This window comes from Marinobacter sp. L-80, from assembly GCF_056859395.1.
On sequence record NZ_JBSXOI010000075.1, the window covers coordinates 1 to 23,651 of the forward strand.

20 protein-coding genes are annotated in these 23,651 nt (G+C 55.6%); 1 reads left to right on the forward strand and 19 read right to left on the reverse strand.

What is annotated here, in order from left to right; genetic code table 11:
• Nucleotides 1-495: 495 nt before the first annotated feature.
• The 12 genes from AC13E3_RS17035 to AC13E3_RS17090 form a co-directional block, all read right to left on the reverse strand.
• A complete protein-coding gene (locus tag AC13E3_RS17035; protein ID WP_136632273.1) occupies nt 496-1,491 on the reverse strand; it encodes a branched-chain amino acid ABC transporter permease in 996 nt (331 codons plus the stop codon).
• Between the two features lie 2 nt (nt 1,492-1,493).
• The gene (locus tag AC13E3_RS17040) at nt 1,494-2,381 is read right to left on the reverse strand and encodes a branched-chain amino acid ABC transporter permease (protein WP_069184247.1); all 888 of its coding nucleotides are present in this window, start codon (nt 2,379-2,381) and stop codon (nt 1,494-1,496) included.
• Between the two features lie 105 nt (nt 2,382-2,486).
• Nucleotides 2,487-3,698, reverse strand: coding sequence for an ABC transporter substrate-binding protein (locus AC13E3_RS17045; RefSeq protein ID WP_069184246.1), 1,212 nt, complete (start codon nt 3,696-3,698; stop codon nt 2,487-2,489).
• Nucleotides 3,699-3,770: 72 nt separating this feature from the next.
• The gene (locus AC13E3_RS17050; protein ID WP_069184245.1) at nt 3,771-4,493 is read right to left on the reverse strand and encodes an ABC transporter ATP-binding protein; all 723 of its coding nucleotides are present in this window, start codon (nt 4,491-4,493) and stop codon (nt 3,771-3,773) included.
• The gene (locus AC13E3_RS17055) at nt 4,490-5,293 is read right to left on the reverse strand and encodes an ABC transporter ATP-binding protein (protein ID WP_069184244.1); all 804 of its coding nucleotides are present in this window, start codon (nt 5,291-5,293) and stop codon (nt 4,490-4,492) included. The genes AC13E3_RS17050 and AC13E3_RS17055 overlap by 4 nt, the downstream gene beginning before the upstream one ends.
• Before the next feature lie 78 nt (nt 5,294-5,371).
• Nucleotides 5,372-6,172, reverse strand: coding sequence for an alpha/beta fold hydrolase (locus AC13E3_RS17060; protein WP_482902271.1), 801 nt, complete (start codon nt 6,170-6,172; stop codon nt 5,372-5,374).
• 4 nt (nt 6,173-6,176) lie between these two features.
• Nucleotides 6,177-6,593 (reverse strand): PaaI family thioesterase, encoded by a 417-nt coding sequence (locus tag AC13E3_RS17065; protein ID WP_008175922.1) that lies wholly within the window; start codon nt 6,591-6,593, stop codon nt 6,177-6,179.
• The gene (locus AC13E3_RS17070; RefSeq protein WP_008175924.1) at nt 6,590-8,239 is read right to left on the reverse strand and encodes an AMP-binding protein; all 1,650 of its coding nucleotides are present in this window, start codon (nt 8,237-8,239) and stop codon (nt 6,590-6,592) included. Before AC13E3_RS17070 ends, AC13E3_RS17065 begins: the two co-directional genes overlap by 4 nt.
• A 172-nt stretch (nt 8,240-8,411) precedes the next feature.
• Nucleotides 8,412-9,473 carry a proline racemase family protein gene (locus AC13E3_RS17075; RefSeq protein WP_008175927.1) on the reverse strand — a complete coding sequence of 354 codons (1,062 nt, stop codon included), beginning with the start codon at nt 9,471-9,473 and terminating at the stop codon, nt 8,412-8,414.
• A complete protein-coding gene (locus AC13E3_RS17080; RefSeq protein WP_092030159.1) occupies nt 9,473-10,615 on the reverse strand; it encodes a zinc-binding dehydrogenase in 1,143 nt (380 codons plus the stop codon). Before AC13E3_RS17080 ends, AC13E3_RS17075 begins: the two co-directional genes overlap by 1 nt.
• Before the next feature lie 100 nt (nt 10,616-10,715).
• Nucleotides 10,716-11,819: an AI-2E family transporter gene (locus AC13E3_RS17085; RefSeq protein ID WP_482902272.1), complete on the reverse strand. Its 1,104-nt coding sequence runs from the start codon at nt 11,817-11,819 to the stop codon at nt 10,716-10,718.
• A 141-nt stretch (nt 11,820-11,960) separates the two neighbouring features.
• Complete coding sequence (locus AC13E3_RS17090) at nt 11,961-12,659, reverse strand: DUF3592 domain-containing protein (protein WP_482902273.1); 699 nt, start codon at nt 12,657-12,659, stop codon at nt 11,961-11,963.
• Between the two features lie 212 nt (nt 12,660-12,871).
• On the opposite strand from AC13E3_RS17090, the gene AC13E3_RS17095 reads away from it, so the two are divergent.
• Entirely contained in the window at nt 12,872-13,723 is an 852-nt protein-coding gene (locus AC13E3_RS17095; protein WP_291909580.1) for a formylglycine-generating enzyme family protein, read from the forward strand.
• Here AC13E3_RS17095 and AC13E3_RS17100 read toward each other — a convergent pair.
• The 7 genes from AC13E3_RS17100 to AC13E3_RS17130 form a co-directional block, all read right to left on the reverse strand.
• Entirely contained in the window at nt 13,720-16,389 is a 2,670-nt protein-coding gene (locus tag AC13E3_RS17100; RefSeq protein ID WP_482902274.1) for a LysM peptidoglycan-binding domain-containing protein, read from the reverse strand. The two genes, AC13E3_RS17095 and AC13E3_RS17100, sit on opposite strands and share 4 nt — an antisense overlap.
• Complete coding sequence (locus tag AC13E3_RS17105; RefSeq protein WP_482902275.1) at nt 16,376-17,236, reverse strand: DUF4123 domain-containing protein; 861 nt, start codon at nt 17,234-17,236, stop codon at nt 16,376-16,378. The genes AC13E3_RS17100 and AC13E3_RS17105 overlap by 14 nt, the downstream gene beginning before the upstream one ends.
• On the reverse strand, nt 17,205-19,319 hold the full coding sequence (locus AC13E3_RS17110) for a type VI secretion system Vgr family protein (protein WP_482902276.1): 2,115 nt from the start codon (nt 19,317-19,319) through the stop codon (nt 17,205-17,207). Before AC13E3_RS17110 ends, AC13E3_RS17105 begins: the two co-directional genes overlap by 32 nt.
• 237 nt (nt 19,320-19,556) lie before the next feature.
• Nucleotides 19,557-20,444 carry a 3-hydroxyisobutyrate dehydrogenase gene (mmsB, locus tag AC13E3_RS17115; protein WP_069184229.1) on the reverse strand — a complete coding sequence of 296 codons (888 nt, stop codon included), beginning with the start codon at nt 20,442-20,444 and terminating at the stop codon, nt 19,557-19,559.
• Between the two features lie 27 nt (nt 20,445-20,471).
• Complete coding sequence (locus tag AC13E3_RS17120) at nt 20,472-21,542, reverse strand: enoyl-CoA hydratase/isomerase family protein (RefSeq protein ID WP_136631622.1); 1,071 nt, start codon at nt 21,540-21,542, stop codon at nt 20,472-20,474.
• 34 nt (nt 21,543-21,576) lie between these two features.
• Nucleotides 21,577-22,356, reverse strand: coding sequence for an enoyl-CoA hydratase (locus tag AC13E3_RS17125; RefSeq protein WP_069184227.1), 780 nt, complete (start codon nt 22,354-22,356; stop codon nt 21,577-21,579).
• A 62-nt stretch (nt 22,357-22,418) separates the two neighbouring features.
• Nucleotides 22,419-23,585, reverse strand: coding sequence for an acyl-CoA dehydrogenase family protein (locus tag AC13E3_RS17130; protein WP_291909602.1), 1,167 nt, complete (start codon nt 23,583-23,585; stop codon nt 22,419-22,421).
• Nucleotides 23,586-23,651 lie beyond the last annotated feature (66 nt).

A 23,651-nucleotide genomic window follows, 5' to 3' on the forward strand; every position in this document is an offset into this window, starting at 1 on the left:
CTTAACCAATCCCGTTAGTCCCGAGGCCTTTGAAAAGGCCTCCGTTTGAGGCTGAGGTGTGTCATATGCATCGCGGTAAGTCCAAAACGGAGACAACTCCATTGGCATTGGTCGCCTTATCCGAATGTTCGCTTTGCGACCAGAGCTACTGGCGGCCAATTTATTGTGGCAACCTCCAGCTACAGTATGAGTATGGTGGGACGACCACTGCTCACTTTTAAGCATCCCCGAAGAAGCTATCTTTATCTGTGCTCTTACTCGATCACATCGCTGGTCGTGAAATACCTCGGGTGAATCGTCGCTTGCGGCGAGAGGGCAGAGCCCTTGGAGCAGGCGCTTCTCTTTTTACACACCGAATTACACACTGTGTAAAAACAAAAGATGCCCCAAAAGCCCTTGCTCATGGGGCACTCACTCACTCACTAAGTGAAGTACATAATATTCGCTATATACTCCCCAGAGGTGGCCCTTTTGGTTTTCAGGGAAAAAAGTGCGTCAGCCCAGATTCTTTTTCACGAACTTCTGGATCTCACCCACGATACCGCTTCGGAAAGCCAGAACCGTGATCACGAAGATGCCTCCAAGAATCGGATCTACCCAATCCCGTAAGGGACCTTGGGAAAGGTTGTACTCGATATTCACCACGAAGGTGGCACCCACCACCGGGCCAAGCAGGGTTCCCATACCACCGACCAGAGTCATCAGGATAACCTCGCCCGACATGTGCCAGTGCGCATCGTTCAGGGAAGCGAGCTGGAACACGACGGATTTCATGGAACCTGCAAGACCGGCCAGCGCTGCGGAAATCACGAATGCCAGCACCTTGTAACGATCCACGTTATAGCCAAGCGATACAGCACGGGGCTCGTTCTGTTTGATGGCCTTCAATACCTGACCGTACGGACTACTGACAATGCGCTGCACCAGCAGATAGCAGGCGATAAACACCGCCAGCACGAAATAGTACATGTTCAGGTTATCTTCGAGATTGATGAATCCCAGCAGCTCACCCCGGGGGATACCATGCATACCATCTTCGCCGCCCGTGAACTCGGACTGGACGAAGAAGAAGAAAACCAGCTGCGCCAGGGCCAGGGTAACCATGGCGAAATAGATGCCCTGCCGACGAATCGACAACAAGGCAAAGCCAGTGCCCAGAGCCGTGGCCGCCAGGGTGCCGGCGATGATCCCCATCTCCGTGGTAAGCCCGGAGTAGTTACTGAGCAGGTAACCGGTGGTGTAGCCACCTGTGGCCAGGAAGGCCGCATGACCGAATGACAGCAGGCCGGTGAACCCAAACAGGAGGTTGAAGGCCACCGCAAACAGTGCGAAGCACAGGATTTTCATCAGGAAGACCGGGTAAATCACAAACGGCGCAGCGAGCAGGATAAGCAACAGCACGCCGTTGAGCATCATTTTCTTGCGATCCTGGTTGGCCTGTTCCTGAACGATAGACTTGTGAATATCGGCGGAATTGACTGGCTGATTCATGTTTATGCCTCCTTACCGAACAAGCCACTGGGACGGAACATCAGAACCAGAACCATGACCAGGAAGATGACCGCCGAGGAAGCCGGCGGGTAGAAGGTTTTGGTGAGGCCTTCAATAACACCCATGAGAATACCGGTGATGATAGCGCCGCCAATGGAACCCATACCCCCGATAACCACAACCGCAAAGACCGTAATCAGGGTGGCAGACCCCATGACCGGGGTCACCGAGTAAATCGGCGCGGCCAGGACGCCGGCAAACGCTGCCAGCGCCACACCAAAGCCGTAAGTCAGGCTGATCAGGAGGGGCACGTTGATACCAAAACCCTGCATAAGCTGGGAATCCTCGGTACCGGCCCGCAGGTAGGCACCCAGCTTGGTTTTTTCAATCACAAACCAGGTTCCGAAGCACACGACCAGTGCCGCAACGATAACCCAGGCCCGGTAATACGGCATGAACATAAAGCCGAGATTCACACCGCCTTTGAACATGTCGGGCATGGTGTAGCGAAGGCCAGACACACCAAACCAGTTCACGAGCACGCCGGTGATGATCAGCGCCACACCGAAAGTCAGGAGCAGGCTGTAAATATGATCTTGCCCCGCGATGCGGCGCAGCAGGAAATACTCTATGACGACGCCGAAAGCGCCGACCAGCAGGGGGGCCAGCAGGAGCGCGACCCAGTAATTAACGCCCAGATAGTCAAACATCAGGACGGTGGTCATGGCGCCGAGCATGTACATGGCACCATGGGCGAAGTTGATGATCTTCAGCAAACCGAAGATGACCGCGAGCCCAAGGCTCAGAAGGGCGTAAAAGGCGCCATTGATGATTCCGATCAGGAGCTGGCCGGAGAGCACAGCTACAGGGACGCCGAAAATCATGGACATTGGGCTAACTCCAGAAGCAGCACAGGGGTTGGTTGTTGTTCTTACTCAATTCTCTGAGTTGCGGGCTCACCCTGCCCTGTTGCCGGGTGAGCCCTGATGCCGGTCTTAGTTGTTAACCAGCTTGCACTTGCTCTCGGAGAGCGGACGGTAAGATTCTTCCGCCGGAATAGTCCGCAGGATCTTGTACAGATCCCACTCATTCGTGGACTCAGCCGGGGTTTTCACTTCCGCCAGGTACATATCGTGCACCATGCGGCCGTCAACACGGATCTTGCCGTTCTTGGCAAACATGTCGTTGATGGGCGTATCCATCATCTGTTTGCGCACTGTCTGGGCATCATCAGACCCGGTCGCCTTGACTGCGTTCAGGTACTGCATGGTGCTGGAGTAGATACCGGCGTGAACCATGGTCGGACGAACACCGGTCTCTTCCATGAAGCGATCAGACCATTCACGGGTCTCGTCGTTCATGTCCCAGTACCAGCCGGTGGTCAACTGGATGCCCTGAGCGGTTTCCGCACCCAGTGCGTGCACGTCAGTCAGGAACAGCAGCAGAGCCGCGAGCGTCTGGCCAGACTGGGTGACACCGAACTCACTGGCTGTTGTGATGGCGTTGGTGGTGTCAGCACCGGCGTTTGCCAGGCCGATTACATCAGCGCCGGACGCCTGGGCCTGCAGGATGAAGGAGGAGAAATCCTGGGTCGGGAACGGATGGCGCACGGTGCCGATCACTTCACCGCCGTTAGCCTCAACAACGCGGGTAACGTCGCCTTCCAGAGCGTGGCCGAACGCGTAATCCGCAGTCAGCATGTACCAGGTTTTGCCGCCCTCTTTAACCACCGCACTGGCGGTACCGTTGGCCAGCGGATAAGTGTCGTAAACGTAGTGGATGTGGTTCGGGGTGCAGTGCTCGTTGGTGATACTGGAAGCGGCTGAACCGGAGATGATACCCAGGCGATCGTTCTCTTCCAGAATCTTGCTCACGGCAATGGAAACGGAAGAAGCCACCATACCGGCCACCAGATCAACATCCTCGTTCTCAACCCAGCGACGAACGGTGCTGGAGGAAGTATCGGGGCTGTTACGGTCATCAGCACTGACCACTTCGATCTTGGCGCCATTTACCTGACCACCAAAGTCAGCGATCGCCATTTCCAGGGCCTTAAGCCCGTTGGGGCCTGCCAGGTCACGGTAGGTGCCGGACATATCTGCCAGGTAACCGATCTTGACCGTGTCGTTGGAAATAGCCGCTTGGGCTCCGCTTGCCATCATGGCTGATGCAACGGCTGATGTCAGAAGCTTTTTCATCATTGTCATTGTTGTATCTCCGCTACTGTCTTGCGTTGGTTCGGGTTGTTGTTGCTTTTCTTGCTCTCGTCCTATCCGGGATCAGACCCCCAAATAGCGATCCAGCACCGACTGCTTGGAACTCAGTTCGTTGGCGCTGATTTCTTCCACAATCTGACCGTGCTCAACAACGTAATGACGGTCGGCTAACGGTGCTGCGAAGTGGAAATTCTGCTCAACCAGGACAATGGTCAGACCCTTGTTTTTCAGGGCAATCAGGACCTCACCCAGCTTTTCTACAATAACCGGGGCCAGACCCTCGGTGATTTCGTCCAGCAGCAGCATGTTGGCGCCTGTGCGCAGAATGCGCGCCATAGCCAGCATCTGCTGCTCGCCACCGGACAGCTTGGTGCCCTGGCTGAAACGTCTTTCATACAGGTTGGGGAACATGTTGTAGATTTCTTCCAGGCTCATGCCGCCACTGCGCACCACTGGCGGCAGCGTCAGGTTCTCCTGGACACTGAGCGAGGAAAAAATGCCCCGATGTTCGGGGCAATACCCGACACCCAACCTGGCAATGTGGTGAGGCGCACAAGACATGGTTTCCTCACCGTTAATCATGATTGAGCCGGTGCGCCGGCCAACCATATTCATAATGGCTTTGAGGGTTGTACTCCGACCTGCACCATTGCGGCCCAGCAAGGTCACCAGCTCACCACGGTGCACCACCATGTCGATGCCATGGAGGATATGGGATTCGCCGTAAAAGGCGTGTAATCCCGAGAGTCGGAGCTGCTCGTATTCGCGATCTGATTTACTGGTCATTGCGCCGCCTCCGACTGCTCGCTGTCAGCGGTAGTACCCCGCTCTCCACTACCATCACTACCCATGTATACCTCGCGCACCCTTGGATCTGCAGAGACCGAGGCGTAATCACCCTCGGTCAGGACAGCGCCCTGAGCCAGCACGGTGATGCGATCGCACAATTTGCTGACCACGCTGAGGTTGTGCTCAACCATCAGAACGGTTCGTCCCGCTGCCGCCTTGCGTACGAGCTCTACCACACGATCCACGTCTTCCGAACCCATGCCCTGGGTTGGCTCGTCAAGCAACAGGATTTCCGGCTCCATGGCCAGCGTGGTTGCCAATTCCAGTGCACGCTTGCGCCCGTAGGCCAACTCAACGGTGGTGGTGTTGGCAAACTCTGCAAGGCCAACGGCATCCAGAAGCTCCATGCAGCGCTGATTCAGCTTGTGCAGGGAATTGCCGGATTTCCAGAAACTGAAGGAGGTACCCTCGAAGGTCTGCAGGGCTACGCGGATGTTCTCCAGCGCTGTCATGTGAGGGAATACGGCAGAGATCTGAAACGAGCGGACAATGCCCTGGCGGGCGATGGCGGCGGACTTCATGGTGGTTATGTCCTGATCCTTGAACAGGATCTGACCACGAGTCGGGATCAGGAATTTGGTGAGCAGATTGAAGACCGTGGTCTTGCCAGCACCGTTAGGGCCGATCAGGGCGTGAATATGGCCTTTCTGGACCTTCAGGTTCACGTCGTCGACCGCAACAAAGCCCTTGAATTCTTTGACAAGGTTACGGGTCTCCAGAACGTACTGTTCACTCATGAGCCAATCTACCTTTGTTATTGTTGTGCGTTTTATCTGTTTACCAGATTAGATTGACGTATACGTAAACGTCAACACTTAATTGCAGTTTTTAAGTACACTCTCGCTACGCAAAAAGTCGTATAGAAGGTCTACTACCTGGTCCTGCTTCTCCAGGTGCGGAGAATGCCCAGCATCCTCCAGAATCACGCCGTGAGCGCCCCCGATGCCAGCAACGATGTCTGTAACCTGCTCAGGCACGCCGTATTCGTCGTTCTCCCCTTGAATGATCATAGCCGGACATTCGATCGCTGCCAGCCAGCGACGGAAATCCATCGCTGACTGAAAGCCCTCATCGCGCCAGACTGTCTGCCAGGCGTTGAAAAGGTCGTCGGTCCGGTCGCCATGATAGCGTGCCAAACGCTCCCGGATATCGGTCTCCCGATAACGAACAGCCATCTCCTCGATGCCGGCAAGGGTAAGGTGATCCGCATAGATATGCGCAGCCATGGTTATCAGAGCCTTCACGCGGTCACCCATGGTACCGGCCGTCACGAGAGCAATGGATCCACCATCACTGTGCCCTACCAGCACGATATCCTGAATTGCGAGCTTGTCCAGCAACCTGGGCAACCACCGATGACCGGCAACTTCCAGGTAATCATACGGGCGAGGTAGCTCTTCGTCAGAAGAGTGGCCATAACCCTGACGATTGTAAATCAGTGCGTCGCAGCCGGTGGCTTTGGCCAGTTTTTCCGGGAACTTCCGCCACAGGGCAATGCTACCGAGGGATTCATGCAGAAAAACCAGCACTGGCCCTTTCGACTCCTCATGCTGGATTCGCCTGACCTCCAGCTCCACACCCTCACCGACCGGCACCATCGTATCTCGAATCTGCATGGCGCTACCGGTTTGGAGGAATTGAATAGGTCATGGTGGAGTGAGCAACCGGCTCTTCGGCACCTTCCGAGTAAACGAACACTTCGCCCACGCCCATGGTACGGCCGACTTTCAGCATGGTGGCACGGGCCCAGATGGGCTGATGCGCCACCGGCTTGCGCAGAAAATTAATGTTCAGATTGGTGGTCACCGCCAGGGGAACCAGGCCAATCTTGCTCAACAGCGCCGCATAAAGGGTGACATCCGCCAGCCCCATCATGGCCGGCCCGGAGACGGTGCCCCCGGGCCTGAGATGCGCCTCATCCACTTCCAGTTTCATTTCTGCCCAGCCATCCCCGAGCTTCTGCAGGGTGCCGTAGGCCTCCCCCTGCGGAAACTGCTCGTCAAGGAAGGCCTGCAGCTCTTCGAACGTAATGATCATGCGCCGATTTCTTCCTTGGCCTGATTACGCAGGACAAACCGCTGGATCTTGCCGCTGGGAGTCTTCGGCAGCTCATCGACAAACTCAATCTCCCGGGGGAAGGCGTGGGTCGAGAGCCTGCGACGAACCAACTCCTGCAGTTCGTCTTTCAGGGCCTGTTCGTCTCCAAGAGCGTAATCGCCCTTGATCACCACATAAGCCTTGATGATGGAACCGCGCTTTTCGTCCGGCTTGCCGACAACGCCGGACTCCGCCACAGCGGCGTGCTCAAGCAGCGTGCTCTCGACGTCTGCCGGTCCCACCCGGTAGCCGGCCGTGGTGATGATGTCATCATCCCTGCCACTGAAGGAGAAGTTGCCATTGCCGTGGTTGATGACCATGTCACCGGTGAGGTAGTAGCCGTTAACGAACGGGTCCTTTTCACCCCAGGTGTAACCGTCGAAGTGAAAAAGCGGGGACGCTTTTACGTCAACCGCCAGCTGACCAACTTCACCCTCGCCTACAACCTCGTTTTTCTCGTTCAGCGCGACCACCTTGTGGCCAGGAGAAGCATAGCCCATGGAGCCTTCACGGACCGGATGCGCCAGACCGTGGAAGTTGCAGCAGGTCATGCCAGTCTCGGTCTGGCCGTAATGATCTTTAACCGGGCAGTAGTGACGGTTGCGAATCCAGTTCACCACTTCCGGGTTCAGAGGCTCGCCGGCACTGCTGGCAACCCGAAGGCCCAGGTTCTCGCCTTCCGGCAGCACGTGATCGTTTGCCTTGAGCAAACGGTAAGCCGTAGGCGCCGCAGCCAGGTTGGTGATCTTGTACTTGCGGATCATGTCGTAGGTGGATTCCGGGGTAAAACCACCCGGGTTGAAGTGCGTGGCGTGGCCCATCAGCAGCGGCCCAACCACGGCATAGTAAAGACCGTAGGCCCAACCGGGATCGGCCACGTTCCAGAACCTGTCACCATCCTGCAGATCAATGGCGTATTTCATGTAAACGTAGAACGCCAACAGCGCTTTGGCCGGTACCGCAACCCCCTTGGACTTACCCACGGTGCCAGAAGTGAACATCTGCAGGAATGGATCGTCGCCCTTGATCATGACAGGCTCGAAATCGCTCGACTGGGCCGCCAGGGTCTCTTCGAAGTCAGGGATGTCCGCGCCAATCTCACTGGCGTTTACACCCACAATCGGCGGGCAGACCTTGACGTCGTTCAGCTTGGGATAGTTCTCCGGGTTGGTCACCACCAGCTTGGTGCTGGCTCGCTCGAACCGGTACTCAATGGCCCCGGAACCAAAGGCCGTGAACAGCGGCTGATACACGGCACCAGCACGCAGGGTTCCGGCGATAACGATCAGCAGCTCCGGAGTGCGCGGCAGGAGTGCAGCCACCCGGTCGCCCTTTCCGATGCCCTGGGATTTCAGATAATTGGCAAAACGCGCAGAGGCCTCTTTCAGCTCGGCGAAAGTCAGAGTGCCGTCACCGCCATCTTCGGTTTCGTAGTAAAGCGCAACCCGACTCGGGTCATCTGCCCATTTGTCGCAGATTTCGTGACAGACATTGAGCCCGCTATCCAGACGTCCATCCAGGATGTCCGCTTCCAGAGCAGCAGGATCGAAGTTGTTGTAAACGTCGGTATATTCCGGAAGGCTCATTCTCAACTCCTGTTGTTTTTATCATTGAAAGCACGGGTCAAGGTTTAGCACAGGCTTCACTTTACGTAAAGGTAAACTTTAGACCAAAAAGGAAGAAATCTGTGTGGCTTTATGAGCAGGAAAAGCGGGTGCGACAGGCCTGCCGCACCCTTGAAGGGATCAAACACGAAAATCAGGATTTCGGCGTAATCTTCCCGGGATGGCGGCTTGAAAGTATGTGGTGCAGGGAGTCGCATTCCACCATGGGATCATCGCAATTGACCACGATGTCGGAGCGGGCAATGACATAACCCTTGCCGGTGATGCTGTTTTTGATCACCTGGTACTCACCCTCTTCCTCAACCGAAGTGAATTCACCGATAAAACCCGTCTCTCTGAGGGAAACGGTTTCCAGCTTGTCGCCCGGCTTGATACTGCCTTCGTAGTTCATCAACGCCAGACGGGCGGACGTGCCAGTGCCCGTTGTGCTCCGACAGATCACCCCGGGATGCACATAGGTTGCCGAGCGGGACCGGTAATAGCCCTCTGCCACATGTTCCACAGGGCCCATGAAGTGCAGGAACGGCAGTGGCCCTACGTCGCCAAGCGTATAATGGGAAAAGCCCCGCTCTGCCTGAATCGCCTCGACAATGGCGTGGGCGGTTTCTGCGAGTTTGCGTTCTTCGTCCAGGGTCAGATCGAAGCCCATGCTGGCTGCATCCACCAGCGCATAAAAGCCGCCGCTGTATGCAACACTGTAGGTAATCTCGCCCAGCGAAGGCACGTCGATGGTGGCCTTGTAGGTGTGGATATAGCTGGGCAGACCCTCACAGGTGATGGCTTCTACCACTCCGTCGTGCACCGTCGCCTCAATCTGGACCAGTCCGGCGGGCGATTCCAGTATAAAACTCTGCTGGCCTTCCTGTTTGGGCACAATGCCCGCTTCCAGCACCGCAGTAGCCGTGCAGATGGTGTTGGAGCCCGAGTAGATAGGGTAGCCCATGACTTCCATGATGATGTAACCGGCGGCAGCTCGCGGATCCGTGGGCGGCACCAACAGATCCACAGACATTTCCGGTATCCCGTAGGGCTCTTCCAGCAAAAGCCGGCGTAGACCGTCGGCGTCATCCCGCAGGTACTCCATCTGCGCTCGCACGGTATCGCCGGGCAACAGATCAATGCCACCGGTCACGATCCGGCTGACATCACCGCCGGCATGGGTATCCATCAACTGAATGGTCAGTTCCGGTTTCATCAAGCGCTCTCCAGTGACCAGGGTTGGCCGTGTTCTTCCCATTGTGAGTCGGGAACGATCACGATCTTGCCGAGATAATTGCTACCCCGGTTCACAAAATATTCTTCTGCCCGGTGCAGGTCAGAGAGCCGAAACGCACCGTGCAGAACCGGTTTCAGTTGCCCTCCCCGGATCCAGGCCATCAGTTGTTCTGCCTCTTCGCGGGTGCCATGAGATACCCCGAAAATCTGTACCTGGTAGAGGTAGATCCGGGTCCACAGGATTTCGCTGATGTTGCCGCCACTGGCCCCTGCAATACTCAGGCGCGGGTAGGTGCTGCGGGCGTTCATATCGAAGATCATGGTATCGATGAACACATCGGTCATCTCTCCGCCCACCAGATCCATCACCGCATTAATGGGCTTGCCTCCGGTTTCCGCTTTCACCCGATCTACAAAGCTGTCCATATCGGAGCGATCCAGCACCGCCTCGGCGCCCAGTTCCAACAGCGCTGCCGCTTTGTCCTGTTTACTGAGAGCATAGGGAATAGCCCCCATAATTCGGCAAAGCTGGATCAGGGCCGTGCCAACGCCCCCGCTCGCGCCGGTCACCAGGACCCGCTCTCCGGCCTTGATGTTGGCCGAGGTAAGCATGTGCATGGCGGTCTGGTAGGAACACATGCCCATGGACGCCACTTCGGCATCCGCCAGTTCGGCATTGGGTATGTGATGGAACTGGTCAGCCGGCAGCGCTACGTATTCCGCGTAACCGCCGTCGGCACCGTGGCCGTAGTAATCGGGCGTGAGATTGATGTCTCGGCGGTCATTGGCGTAGATGTTGAAATCCAGAAGGCCCCGTTCTCCAATGCGGGACTCATCCACACCGTCACCAACAGCCACGACACGCCCGGCGATGTCGGCCCCCTGAATCCGCGGAAAAACCAGCGTGGGCTTGCCGCCCATCTGGAAGGATGTCATTTCGCCTTTTTTGGTGGGATACAGCCCTTCCCGTGCCTTGCGGTCGGTGTTGTTCTTCGCCGTTGCCGTAACCTGAACAAGCACCTGGCCGGCTCCGGGCGCAGGAACAGGCACATCTTGGTACTCCAGTTTATCGACATCACCGTGACCGGTAAGAACCATGGCTTTCATGGTGTTCGGGATCATGGGCTGACGATCCTCCCTGTTTGCTGAATTTCGGGTATTCAAAGAGGATAGGTGAGTTTACCGGGCGTGTCAGTGCGTGTTGCGGGTATCCATTATCAGACTACCGGGCAATCACTTTATAGATAGGACGCAGCTTGGGAATCTGTTTGAGTACCACCTGGATGACCGTCATCAGAGGCACCGCCAGTAGCACGCCCACCGGCCCCCAGAGCCAGCCCCAGAAGAAGATCGAGACGAAGATGATCACCGGATTGATCGCCATCCGAAAGCCGTGAATCCAGGGTTCGATAAAGAACCCGACCAGCGTGGTCAAACCCAGGAAGCCAAGTGGCGCAATGGCCATCATCCAGAACTCATCAAGGCTAATGGCAGAGACAATCGTCAGCATGGAGATAGAGAGAATAACCCCCAGGTAGGGAATGAACCGGGCAAGCCCGGCGACCAGTCCCCACACAGCCGGATCCGGCAGCCCGACGGCCCAGCAGATCAGGCCCGTTGTGGTGCCGACGGCCAGATTACTCAGGCCGAGAACGCCCAGGTACTGGGCAATCTGATGCTGGGAATCGTGAGTAATCCGAAGTACGGTTTTTCGCTGATCAATCGGGAGCTGCCGGACAAAGTTCTTGATCAGACGATCTCCACTGACCAACAGGAAATAGGTCAATGCCAGTGCCAATGCCAGGCCGGCAATGCCGTTTCGAGCCTTGGTCATCAACTGGCTGCGCCAGGAGTCCGTTTGCAGAACCACCGCCGTTGGCTGTTGCTGTTCTGACTCTGAGAGTTCCTCCACCGACTTTTCAACTTGCTCAGCAGATTCGGTAACCCGGGCGATCTGGCGACTGATTTCACTTTCACCGACCAGCAAGCGCGAGATGCCCTGCGGGACCTCTTCCGCCCACTTCAGCGCAGGCGTTGCCACAGCCAAAGTTATGCCGACGATTCCGGCCAGTACCAACAGGACCAGAACCAGGGAACTGATCATCCGGGGAATCCGCCACTTAACGTAAGCCTTCTTGACCAGAGGCGAGAGTAGCAGGCTTGTCATCACCGCGAGAATGATGGGCAGGACGATCTGGTGAGCGACGTACAGGGTGTACAGGATGCCCAGGCCGAATAGCCCGTAGATCGGCGTGGCAAGATCTGATGAAATCAGCGGGCGCTTATTCTCGCCAACCGGTTCCTTATCTGTGGATTGGTCGTCCATGGTGAAGCCTGTATACCGTGGAAAAAAGCTGGCCTGGTAAATCCAGGCCAGCGTTAAAGACGGTCAGTCTACATTCACCATTGACCGGGCGCACCCAAGAGAGAGTTACGTGAGGTTCACATGAGTCGTATTTCAGCGCAATTAGCTCGCCATCTTCGGCAAAAAGGAGGTATCCACCCAGTACCGCTTGGGGTTCGTGGGGTTGATGTAAACGGGAATGGACTCGCTCTGGATATGGTCAGAGGGATCGAACCAGAGGTTGCCACTCCTGAAGACATGGACATCGGAAGTGACCGGATTTTGCCACTGGCAGACGATCTGATAGGGGCTCTTGCCGTTCATGACGATCATCTGGTTCTTTTCGACACCCTGAAACATTCCCTGAACCCGTTGCCCGGTTTTGCGAAGTTTGGCAGCCCCACTGTTCCTGACAGCCGGCACAACAAACATACCGGCTCCAACCATAAAGAAAACGCCTCCCAAACCGCCTACGATCAGGGTTACTCCCCACAGCGAAAAGAATCCATCAATTCTTGCAGACTCAGCATCGCCGGGCATGAACAACACACGAACTGTCTCTCCGCGACTATAACTCGGGGGATTGCTGCCGCTGGATGAGAGGAACTCTGTGAGCCTGCCTTTTTCGTCTTCAAAGCGGACGAGAGGATAGTAGGCATTGGAATCACTGGATCGTGATCGAATCAGGTCGGTTACAACACCCGGTTTGGCTGTCGCGGTTTCAAGAAACGTGGAAGTGCTCTGGAAAGAGAAAAAGGCGCCGACAAGCATGCCGACACCCACGATTGCAAAAATCACCCGCAGCGTATTGAAGGTTTTCATATCAGTTCCTTTGAAGTTTGCTTCCTTATTTCGAAAACACCCTGTTTTCGAACGTCGAAATTATACTTGATTCAACAGGGCTTGGAAGTCATGAGATGAGACGCGGTTCCGCCAATGGGCACAAACTGTCTCTCTGGTAATTCTGTTGCTTCAAGCAAGTTGATAGAATGCTGCTAACACATGGAGTGTTAACCCCACTGCACGGAGCAAGCATGCGTTACCTCGTTTTTTCTTCACTTGTTGTCACCTCTGCCCTTTCCGGATGCAGCCTCTATTACGAATCCCAGGCAAAAGACATGGTTCAGCGCCAGATGGACGCCATGGTTTTTGTCGAAGGTGGGGAGTTTATGATGGGGAATCCCGGGGGGTGGAGTGTTCGTAGCGACACCATCCCGGCTCATCGTGTCATCGTTGATGATTTTTATATTCAGAAATACGAAGTGACACAAGGGGATTTCGAGTTGTTCATGGATGTGACTAACTACAAACACTCGAACAACTCTTATGAAATTCTCAGGGAAAAACATCCAGAACGTTTCCAGCCGAACCTACCAGCGGTGGTGTCGTGGACGGATGCATCGGAGTTTTGCAGGTGGCTAGGGTCTCAAACTGATACGAGTATTCAACTTCCAACCGAGGCGCAGTGGGAATATGCGGCCCGAAGCGGAGGGAAAATGTTGCGCTATGCAACAGAAAACGGAAATGCGGAAGAAGGCATAACCATGGCGCCACGCCCATCTCAGTATCGAGAGCAGAAAAAAACGCTCCCAAAGCCGCCAGGAACCTTCCCGGCGAACCCACTTGGCCTTTACGACATGTCGGGCAATGCCGCTGAATGGGTGAGCGATTATTATCGCGCCGATTACTATGAGCGCTCCCCGATCAATAACCCAGAGGGACCCGAGACTCCAATCATAGAAAGCTGGAGCAACGAGCCATTCCGAGTCCTCCGAGGCGGCGATTTTAGAGATTTCTCTGGCAACACAACCGTCACAAGGCGCAAAGCCATAGAGCGGGTAACAAACGAATCCACTGGCTTTCGTTGTTCCTTCTCAGAAGATTAAACTACTGAAGAAAGCCAATTCTCAACCCTTTCAGATTGCGTCGATTGGAACAATCGACGCGGGAAGAGCTTGTAATAGTTGCTCATTAAATCTTGGAGCGAGCCCTTCCCTGAATCATTCCCAATTCTTTTCAGAACTTCTATGAGTTCTCGATGGCTGCGAATTGTTTCAAAAACTTCAATCATAGCTTTCGTTGCGATGTCACGATGCGGATCTCCTCGACCCAGAATCGGCCCACTATCCCGAACCATTATCGTCAGCAATTGCGCTTTGGCAGACGGAGTCAGTAACCTCAGTCGATTATTTTTCAGCACCCCCTCCGCAACCTTTCGTACCTCTTCATCTGCTCGGTAAAGCGAGCGCCAGAGTTCCAATAAAGTATCTGCTCCCTTCGCAACTAACGCCGAAAAAGCCTCCTCACTGCAAGCAAATATACTCAAGAGGCGAGATAAACTGTCGAAGGCCTCTTCAGAAATCCAGTCTAAAAAGCGAAAATCGCTCTGCTCGAGCGACCACCTAATGAACTTAATCAGCTCCCACACCTGCCCAGCATTCAGCTCAGCAGCAATGCCACCGCTCCCACCGGGGCCAAGAACCAAACTCCCCTTGAAGTAGGCAACGAGCCTGCCTTCAACAAGCTCAATTTTGTAGTCAAAACCTAAACCGATTCCGGATGAAACCGCAATTTCTGGCTTTACCTCAGCCAGCAATTCAAACTCGGAATCCCCTCTTGTTAGGTCATCAGTGGCTTCATCAACTTCCCTATAGACAGCCTTCCACTTAATCCCAAATCTGGCTTCATTACTTACAGTTGCGCCAGCGAAAGCTTCACCATTTGCCTCTCCAGAGATACCAACATTCCCGGGTGCGCTGGATAACTTCGCGTTTGAGGCGAGAGAAAGACAGGCACCCGCAAAGCCCTGAATCCGATACTCTGCATCTGCCCTGAAGTAACCACAATGAACCCGTATCGGATCACCCTCGTGGTTCTCGTACTCAAGAACAATCTTGGCTCCGGTCTCATCAGGAATCCGGGCGGCAAAGGTCGCTTCACCCTGCAGCAGGCTGTATGCGCTCTGCATCTGGGTACCGACGTAAACCTCACCCTTTTGTGGATCGTAGCGAGACTCCAGACTGCACTGAGCCGCAAACCGGAACATCTGGGCTTCGGCACTTGCGGCGAAACGACCATCTTCGGTTGAAGCTTCTTTTTTAAATAATTCAATTTCCAACTGGTTAAAGAAGTTGTCCTCTTTGCTCTGCCACTCAGCCAACTTCACCTTGAGCGACCGGTCGTTCTTAAGGCCGTTTTTCGCCTCGTCCCAGGCTCGTTCAAAGTCGGAAGCACTCATCACTGCACGAACATCCGAAGTCTTGAGCGCCTTCCAGTTACCGCGCAATTGATTCAGAACCTCCTGGCGGGCGTAGCGGTAACCCGCGCCACCGGTATGCTTAAGCTCAACCAGGGGGCGAGACTTCATCGAGCCGAGGTTTGGCTTGGCGAGAACATCGACGGCTGAAGGCGGACTGGTTTCCACCAAACGCCTAAGGGTTTTCTCTATATCTACGATAAGATCCCGTCGTTCCTGCTGTTCGTTACGGTGCTTTTCGACTTCTTCATGGTGGATTACGTTCCAAAGCCGGACGACCCAGGACACTCTCGCTGCATATTCGTTGACGTAATCCATGTAGGGAATCAGCTCATCATCGAGCTCGTTCAGTCGCTTCTTTTTGTCTACCAAAGACTGAAGATCAGCCTCAGCAATGAAATCCGGCCAACGCGTGTATTTCTTCAGTTCCTGGGTTTCGTGTTTGAGCCTTTGCACTTGGTGGCTATCTGCGTCCTGATCGTTCTGAACCATCCGATACTGAAGCTCAGCCTCCAAAGCCGCCCTGAGGAACCTGAGCCTCTCGTCCATTTCATCCAGATCTTGCCGACTGGCTTCAGTTATTAGCTCGTGGGCCTCAACCTTTGCCTTCACTCCGGGCAGTGTCGCTTCCAGTTCGGCACAAAGCGTTGTGAAAACTCTTACTGAGAGCAGGTCTTTCCTTTCAGTTAGGTTGGCTTCGCTCGCGGGCAACAGAATCTGGCTACGGATCTGGTTGATCTCATATTCAATCCGTTTTTCTCTACGGCGCTGATGCTCGAGTCGTTGTCGCTCTCGTTTCCAGCGGGCCTCGTAGTCATTGAGCAGCTCCTTTGCTGTAGAGCTTTGCTCAGTTTCGGGGAGTGCCCCCAACTTTCGAAGGCTGCCCCAAGCCTTTTCGCGCGCAGCAGGTATATCCTCTACAGGCCCCGCCTCGGCCCTTTTCAACTCAGCCAAAGGCTTGTTGAGAGTCTCAATCTCCCTATACAGATCCTGCAGCTGAGTGCGGCTAAGCGCATAAACCGTGTCCTCCTCACCAGTAACATGAACAAGCGCTTCGCACTCGATCGAGCACTGAGAGCACTCGAGATCATCTTTTGTATCATCGTTAGCCGACTGCGCTGCCGGAAGTACACCCCGATCAGCGGAGTTTTCAGGGATAGTTAGATTCCAGCCAGCCTCTATGTGGTTCACATCCTTGATAATCGGGTTCTCACTTTTGATCGCATCTAACGAGACCTGATATTTCGAAGCAATAGCTGAAAGTGTCTCTCCTGACTGAACTTCATGCTGTGGCATCCTTGCCCTCCAATATGGTCTCCATCGCATTCAAACGGTCCGCCGGCGTCATCTCCGACCTTCTAATCACTTCCTGAACATCTGCCCTAGCAATCGGATCAGAGCCAATGCGGATGCAAAGTCGTAACCAACGCTCTTGTAAAGAAACAGTTTCAAAACCAAGTTTCGAGGCTCTCTGAAGCTGCTCCAAAACCCAGACTCTTCGGTCTCCGGTTTCAGGCAAATAATCCCGATAGACTTGCTCATAGACCATTGCACGATCAGCCGATCTGAAGGCCGGCAACTCGGAGAGTTCAGCCTGAACCAACGAAGGTTGTTCAGGGAGTTCTTCCTTTATGGCGTTGTCAGGCGACCGGTATCCATGCCAACCAGACCCGTTATGCCAGTAGATCGTCACACCGGAACTAATGATCTGTTTTTCTCGCGCTGCAAAAGCCGCCAGCAATGGACGAAAAGATCTTGGATCGTAAAATCGGAAAAGGCGCTCATCTGACTTTCCAAGGGATAGCAACCATCCCTGAGCCCAATTGAAGACACATGTCGAGCTTTCCGGCGAGTCAATGACGATTCCCAGCGGCATAAAGCGCAATTTCTCTTTAAGCTTTTTAAGAAATTGGGTGTCTCCATTGAACGCCAAGAGTATGGGTCCCTGATTCCATGAGGCCTGCCATCGGGTATTCTCCAGAAGGCTCCACCACTGAACCGAGCCGTGCTGATCAGCTTCGTAAAGAAACCTGAGGAAGCGATCGTCGACCGCAAGGTCAATGATGGCAAAGTCCGCGCTGGAGGGTTCCTGGGCCAGCAAATCCAGACTATCAAGCGTGCTGATGTAGTTTGCAGCGTCCATTCTCGTCAAACTCACAATCGGAAACGACTGGCGCTCCCTGGTTGGCTGATTCCTTCAGCAGTGTTGAGTGATCTGCCAGAACCTGCGGAGCACTCTTTCCTGTATCACGTTGGTCGGTTTCCTCTAGCTGCGCAGCGCCCGAACTTCCGTCTTGGCCAACAATGCCGGCAGGCAGTGCAGGGGCTTTATCTGCCACCCCACTTCCACTCCCTGGCCCACCACCGGAATTCATGCGAACCGAAGGCCCGGAGACCGTAACGCCACTGGGATCCAGCTTCAGAAAGCTGCCCCCAGCCTTGAGCGTGAGTTCGGCGCCTGCTTCAATCACGACTTTCATGCCCGCCTTGTGGTGAATCTCGGTGCCGGCTTCAACGAGCTGATTTTTGCCCTGCTTGCTGTGAAGACTGCCACCGACCGATAGGCTGTAATCGCTTCCGACCGATTCTCGCTGTTCGCCATCGACCGCTCGGTGCGCATTGCCTTTTACCTGGCAAAAATCATGATTCTCCACGGTTCGGTGACTGTCATTCCTGATCACCTCGGTTCGGTTGTTTTCCGTCAGCAGGTCCAGATCTTTCTGGGCGTGAACGTAGATCTGTTCCTGGCCCGCCTCATCCTCAAACCGCAGTTCGTTGCTGCCCTCGCCTTTGTGGGTTTTGGTTTTAAGGGTGGTGCGGGTTTTGTGCTCCGGCAGCCCATAGGGTGGCGTGTTGGAGATGTGATGGGTTCGCCCGGTGATGATGGGCTGGTCCGGGTCGCCATCCAGGAAGGAGACAATCACTTCGTGGCCGATTCGTGGCAAGGCCATGAAGCCATACTGCCCGCCGGCCCAGCCCTGACTGACTCGGAGCCAGGCGCTGCTGTGCTCATCATTCTTTGAATATCGATCCCAGGGAAAGCGCACTTTCACCCGACCATATTCGTCGCAGTGGATCTCCTCGCCTTCCGGGCCGGTAACAATCGCGATTTGCGGGCCGTCCATAAGAGGACGGTGGGCCCTCTGCGGTATCCAGGTCAGATCGGCCGGTATTGCATTGAACTGGTTGTGGTAAGTGGTGGGTTCGCTGCCTCCCTCTTCTTCCAACGCCTGGGGCTGAGAACCAGTATGAGTAACTTCGGTTAGCAGCCATTCCCGGTTCAAGCCGGCGCTGTCATGTTCTTTCAGTTCAACCTTGGCGCCGACGCTGAAGTCCGGGCGATTGCTCTCACCGGATGCGGTATTGGCATCATTACGCAGAGACTGAAGTCTGGCTTCGGTAAACGGCTGGCCACTGGCATCGGCCTTGAAGCGGCCGGGGTAATCGTAGTGCTGGTAGTCTTCCCGGTGCTTCAGGTCGCCGGAAGCATGCTGATGCATCAGACCATAGGCGGGATTCTTAAAGGTATAATCCTTCATGGCCACAGAGGCCACCCGCACCCGCTCTTCATATCGAAATCGGTACACGACCGGGCGCCTGCTGCTGCCGCCGGCTTTGGCGTTATATTCTGCCGGCTCAAGCTTCGGTGCATCGCCATGATGGTCGGCGATTATAAGCGCCGGCTGTGTTTCTGCGTCCACGCTCCCGTGTTCATACCTGTAATGCCAACCCTCTTCAGCCGCAAGGCGCTCGAGGAAGGCCAGGTCGCTTTCTCGATGCTGAACACAATACTCCCGCTGCTCTGGAGTGCGTTTCAGATCGAAAACCGAGTCGATAATGCCGCGCTCTTCCATCAAAGTTCGCGCGATGGCCTCGGTACTTTGGGTCTGAAAGATCCGGCTATTGTGCATCAGGCCAAGGCGCCAGAGCGGCGGCTGGATGATTAGTTCATAGCGGGTTCGCCGATGACCGGCATCGCCCCGAACGAATTCGTTGACCACACCGGTGAAGCGCCTGAGCGGCTCGCCATCCTGCCAGACCACAAGATCCACCGGTTGTTCAAGAATTTCCGCGGCCTGAATTGACGGATCGGTGCTGGCCAGCTCAAGCCGACCGTAAAAAACCTCGGACAGGCGTTCGGTCAGGGTAAAGCCAACAAGTGAAAAAATATCAGAGGGGAGACCGCCAACACGGACGGTGAACTGCAATCCATTTGCCTGGGGCATGTCTTCAATCCTTTGAAGTCATCAATCCGGATGATTCTGCTACAGAAACTGCACTATCCCTGGCAGCTCTTCCATCGTAGCGGGTGAAACATTAACAGCGTATTCGCGGTTATTCAACGAAAAGACCGAAGGTTAATCCCTTGCCTGTGGAAGATCGGGATTCGAACAACGCCACAGGCGCCCCTTAACTACAAGGTAGCGCCCGTCCGGCGTTTTGATCGTGTCCTTACCCAATCTTTATTCAGGCTTGTAAAGCCGCTGGATGCTGGAGAAATCCAGGCTGCCATTACCCTGCCCGGCGTGCAGCTGGAACAGGTTACGGGCCAGAGAGCCCATGGGAATAGAGGCCTGGTTCTTCACAGCGTTGTCGAAGGCCAAACCCAGATCCTTGGTCATCAGGTTCACCAGGAAACCGCCTTCGTAGTTACGGGACGCGGGTACACCTTCCATCACACCTGGCCAGGGGTTGTAGACGTTCAACGCCCAGTTGCCACCAGAGCTCTGCTTCATGATTTCCGAGAGCACCGCCGGATCCAGACCGTTCTTTACGCCGAGCGCCAGCGCTTCGCTGGTGCCAGACATCAGGATGGCCAACAGCATGTTGTTGCAAATCTTGGCCACCTGGCCAGAACCGTGATCACCGGCGTGGAAAATGTTCTTGCCCATGGCATCGAGAATCGGCTTGGCCTTGTTGAAGGCCTCTTCGGAGCCGCCACAGATGAACGTCAGAGTGCCGGCCTTGGCACCGCCAACGCCGCCAGAGACTGGCGCGTCAAGGAATGGAATGTCCTTGGCGCGTGCCACTTCGGCTACGCCACGGGCTGTTTCTGGGGCAATGGTGGAAGAGTCAATCACCAGGGTTCCAGCCGGCAGTTTTGCTAGCAGGCCATCATCGCCCAGGTATACCGCTTCCACATGCTGGCCGGCCGGCAGCATGGTGATGACGCACTCTGCGCCGTTGGCTGCTTCGTGGGCGGTGTCTGCCGTTTTCGCGCCCTCGGACACCAGGGCGGCAACAGCGTCTTTGGACAGATCGAATACGGTGACCTCGTGGCCCGCTTTCACGAGGTTGCTGGCCATGGGGCCGCCCATATTACCGAGGCCGATGAAGGTAATTTTTGCCATGTCTTTCCTCCTTGTTCTTGTAATAGATCAGCTAAAAAAGTCGTCGATCCACGCACTATCCATTTCCGCAAGAGACGCATAGCGCCAGCGGGGCTGCTGATCCTTGTCGATCAGAAGCGCGCGGATACCTTCGGCGAATTCGCCCTTGGTGAGGCACTTGGTGGAAAGTACCAGTTCCTTATCGAGCACCTCTTTCAGGCTGTTGTGTTTGCAACCGTGCAGGTGCCGCCAGACCAGAGCCAGAGATGTGGGTGACGCACTCGCCAGGGAGCGGGTTGCTTTTGCCACCCATCCGTCGCCTCCGGACAGTTCTTTCAACTGGCTAACCGTTGCTTCCAGAGAGTCCGCATCGGTTACCCGGTTGATCTCATCGAAATGCGTACGAACCGGTGATTCCGGCATGGCATCGATGCTCTCACGCTCGAATTGGCGGAGCACGCTGCCAACCACGGCGTGAGGATCCTCGCCCTGCCAGTCACGCTTGCAGAGTGCAGCAACAACATCGGCCTTCAGATCATGCCGGATGAAGCGATCTGCCAGCCCCGTGAAAACTGCATCGGCACCGTTTAGGCGGGCGCCGGTCAGCCCCAGAAACAGGCCTGTGCGGCCGGGGGTCCGGTTAAGGAACCAGCCGGCGGCGACATCGGGGTACAGGCCGATAGTGATCTCGGGCATGGCGAGTTTCGAGCCTTCGGTCACCACCCGGTGGGAAGCGCCCTCCATAATGCCCATGCCGCCACCCATCACGATGCCATGTCCCCAGCATACGATCGGTTTCTGGAAAGTATGGATCAGGTAATCCAGCTCATATTCCTCGTTGAAGAACGCCTCGCCCTCGCTTGCACCCTGCGGTTCAGTCATGCTGCGATACAGCGCGACGATGTCTCCACCGGCGCAGAACGCCTTGTCGCCTTCGGATTCCAACCAGACAGCCTGGATTGCGGGATCTTCCGCCCAGCGCTTCAGTTGTGGCGTCAGTAACCGGATCATCTCCAGAGAAAGCGAGTTCAGCGCCTTCGGCGTATTCAATCGGGCCACGGCGATCAGCGTGCCGTCGCCCGTTTTCCATTCTTCAAAGACAATGGGTTGATCACTCATAACAGGTCCTTGAGCCAGCCTTTTCCAGCCGGCTTCAGCGGTTTTTCCATTCCGGTTTGCGCTTGTCGAGAAATGCGTTTACGCCTTCTTTCTGGTCTTCGGTGGAGAACAGCTCGACAAACAGTTCCCGCTCCATGCGCCAGCCGTCGTCGTGGCTGCGGCCATCACGGGCGCTCATTACCAGGGTCTTGCACCGGGCGGTAGACGACGGGCTCTGCTGGCACGCCATTTCCGCCAGCTCCAGCGCCTTATCAAGGCTCTGTCCGCTCGGCACCACTTCCTCAACCAGGCCGATCCGCAGTGCGGTATCAGCTTTTACCCGCTCACCGCACAGAATCATCCGCTTGGCCCAGCCCTCACCTACCAACCAGGGCAGGTTCTGGGTACCACCGGCGCAGGGTAGCAAGCCAACGCCGGCCTCGGGCAGCGCCATCTGGGCGTGCTCTTCGGCAATGCGGATGTCGCAAGCCATGGCGCATTCCAGGCCACCACCCATCGCATACCCGTTCACTGCAGCGATGGAGACACCCCGGAAGCGGCCCAGCGTGGAAAACGCCTCGCCGAACAACTGAGCCATCTCATTGGCCCGTGCCTTGTCGCCATCGGCGAAGGTTTTCAGATCGGCGCCGGCGGAATAGAACTTCTCGCCTTGCCCGGTCATCACCAGAGCAAAGATGTCCCGGTCTTCGTTCAGTTCATTGACGATTTTCGTCAGGGCAATCAGGGAATCCTTTGTCCAGGTGTTAGCCGGTGGATTATTGATAGTCAGTACCGCGATGTGTCCGCGTTTTTCGAGCTGAATCAGGTCACTCATTTCTTATTCCTCATCCTGAAAATGGGGCCAGACGAAATCGTCATCTGGCCCCATTTCTATGATTATTGAATTGCCTCAGCCACGCCGTCATCGAGTAGGCGACGGGCAACAATCAGACGCATGATTTCGTTGGTGCCTTCCAGAATCTGGTGCACTCGCAGGTCGCGCAGGTAACGCTCAAGCGGATATTCGCGAATGTAGCCATAGCCGCCGTGAAGCTGCAGCGCTTCGTTGACTACCTCGAAACAGGCATCGGTGGCGAAACGCTTGGCCATGGCACAGTGCAGTGTCGCTTCCGGATCGGCGTTGTCGAGCTTGAACGCGCCAAGGCGAACCATCTGCCGCGCGGCAACCAGATTGGTGGCCATGTCGGCCAGCTTGAACTGCAAGGCCTGAAAAGCCGCCAGCGGTTTGCCGAACTGTTCGCGCTCATGCATGTAGTTTCGGGCGCGGAGAAGAGCCGCCTGAGCACCGCCTAGGGAGCAGGTAGCAATGTTCAGCCGGCCGCCATCGAGGCCTTTCATGGCGATGGCAAACCCATCACCTTCGTCACCCACCCGGTTGCTGGCCGGAATGCGGACATTCTCGAGGCTGATCATCCGGGTCGGTTGACTGTGCCAGCCCATTTTTTCTTCGTTCTTGCCGTAGGAAATGCCATCGGCATCTGCGGGAATCACAAAGGTGGAAATGCCTTTATAACCAGAATCCGGCGCTCCGGTCCGGGCCATCAGCACCAGAATATCGGTGGCACCGGCGCCGGAAATAAATACCTTGCTGCCGGTGATCACATAGCTGTCGCCATCCCGCACGGCCTTGGTGCGAAGGCTGGCCGCGTCTGAACCGGCACCCGGCTCGGTCAGGCAGTAGGAGGCGAGCCATTCGCCACTGGCGAGCTTAGGCACGATTTCCTGCTTGAGATCATCAGACGCAAAGCTGGCGACCATCCAGGTAGCCATATTGTGGATGGTGATAAACGCAGCGGTTGAAGGACACGCAGCGGCGAGTTCCTCCACGATAACCGACGTATCCAGACGGGAAAGGCCCATGCCGCCGAGTGCTTCGGGCGTGTACATACCCATGAAACCCATCTCTCCGGCTTCCTTCATCACATCGACCGGAAAGATATGCTCGTCATCCCACTTCGCCGCATGGGGAGCCATGGATTTTTCAGCGAACGCCCGAGCCGCTTCGCGAAACGCCAGCTGATCTTCGGTGAGGTTAAAGTCCATCGTTACGCTCCAGATAGAGAAGGCTTGGCATTGGGCAGGGAAAACAAGGGGCCGGAAACAGGTTCC

Bases quoted from the DNA above. Each gene is read 5' to 3' on its own strand.
- AC13E3_RS17035 (WP_136632273.1), bottom strand. From the start codon at position 1,491: ATGAATCAGCCAGTCAATTCCGCCGATATTCACAAGTCTATCGTTCAG.
- AC13E3_RS17040 (WP_069184247.1), bottom strand. From the start codon at position 2,381: ATGTCCATGATTTTCGGCGTCCCTGTAGCTGTGCTCTCCGGCCAGCTC.
- AC13E3_RS17045 (WP_069184246.1), bottom strand. From the start codon at position 3,698: ATGACAATGATGAAAAAGCTTCTGACATCAGCCGTTGCATCAGCCATG.
- AC13E3_RS17050 (WP_069184245.1), bottom strand. From the start codon at position 4,493: ATGACCAGTAAATCAGATCGCGAATACGAGCAGCTCCGACTCTCGGGA.
- AC13E3_RS17055 (WP_069184244.1), bottom strand. From the start codon at position 5,293: ATGAGTGAACAGTACGTTCTGGAGACCCGTAACCTTGTCAAAGAATTC.
- AC13E3_RS17060 (WP_482902271.1), bottom strand. From the start codon at position 6,172: ATGCAGATTCGAGATACGATGGTGCCGGTCGGTGAGGGTGTGGAGCTG.
- AC13E3_RS17065 (WP_008175922.1), bottom strand. From the start codon at position 6,593: ATGATCATTACGTTCGAAGAGCTGCAGGCCTTCCTTGACGAGCAGTTT.
- AC13E3_RS17070 (WP_008175924.1), bottom strand. From the start codon at position 8,239: ATGAGCCTTCCGGAATATACCGACGTTTACAACAACTTCGATCCTGCT.
- AC13E3_RS17075 (WP_008175927.1), bottom strand. From the start codon at position 9,473: ATGAAACCGGAACTGACCATTCAGTTGATGGATACCCATGCCGGCGGT.
- AC13E3_RS17080 (WP_092030159.1), bottom strand. From the start codon at position 10,615: ATGATCCCGAACACCATGAAAGCCATGGTTCTTACCGGTCACGGTGAT.
- AC13E3_RS17085 (WP_482902272.1), bottom strand. From the start codon at position 11,819: ATGGACGACCAATCCACAGATAAGGAACCGGTTGGCGAGAATAAGCGC.
- AC13E3_RS17090 (WP_482902273.1), bottom strand. From the start codon at position 12,659: ATGAAAACCTTCAATACGCTGCGGGTGATTTTTGCAATCGTGGGTGTC.
- AC13E3_RS17095 (WP_291909580.1), top strand. From the start codon at position 12,872: ATGCGTTACCTCGTTTTTTCTTCACTTGTTGTCACCTCTGCCCTTTCC.
- AC13E3_RS17100 (WP_482902274.1), bottom strand. From the start codon at position 16,389: ATGCCACAGCATGAAGTTCAGTCAGGAGAGACACTTTCAGCTATTGCT.
- AC13E3_RS17105 (WP_482902275.1), bottom strand. From the start codon at position 17,236: ATGGACGCTGCAAACTACATCAGCACGCTTGATAGTCTGGATTTGCTG.
- AC13E3_RS17110 (WP_482902276.1), bottom strand. From the start codon at position 19,319: ATGCCCCAGGCAAATGGATTGCAGTTCACCGTCCGTGTTGGCGGTCTC.
- mmsB (WP_069184229.1), bottom strand. From the start codon at position 20,444: ATGGCAAAAATTACCTTCATCGGCCTCGGTAATATGGGCGGCCCCATG.
- AC13E3_RS17120 (WP_136631622.1), bottom strand. From the start codon at position 21,542: ATGAGTGATCAACCCATTGTCTTTGAAGAATGGAAAACGGGCGACGGC.
- AC13E3_RS17125 (WP_069184227.1), bottom strand. From the start codon at position 22,356: ATGAGTGACCTGATTCAGCTCGAAAAACGCGGACACATCGCGGTACTG.
- AC13E3_RS17130 (WP_291909602.1), bottom strand. From the start codon at position 23,585: ATGGACTTTAACCTCACCGAAGATCAGCTGGCGTTTCGCGAAGCGGCT.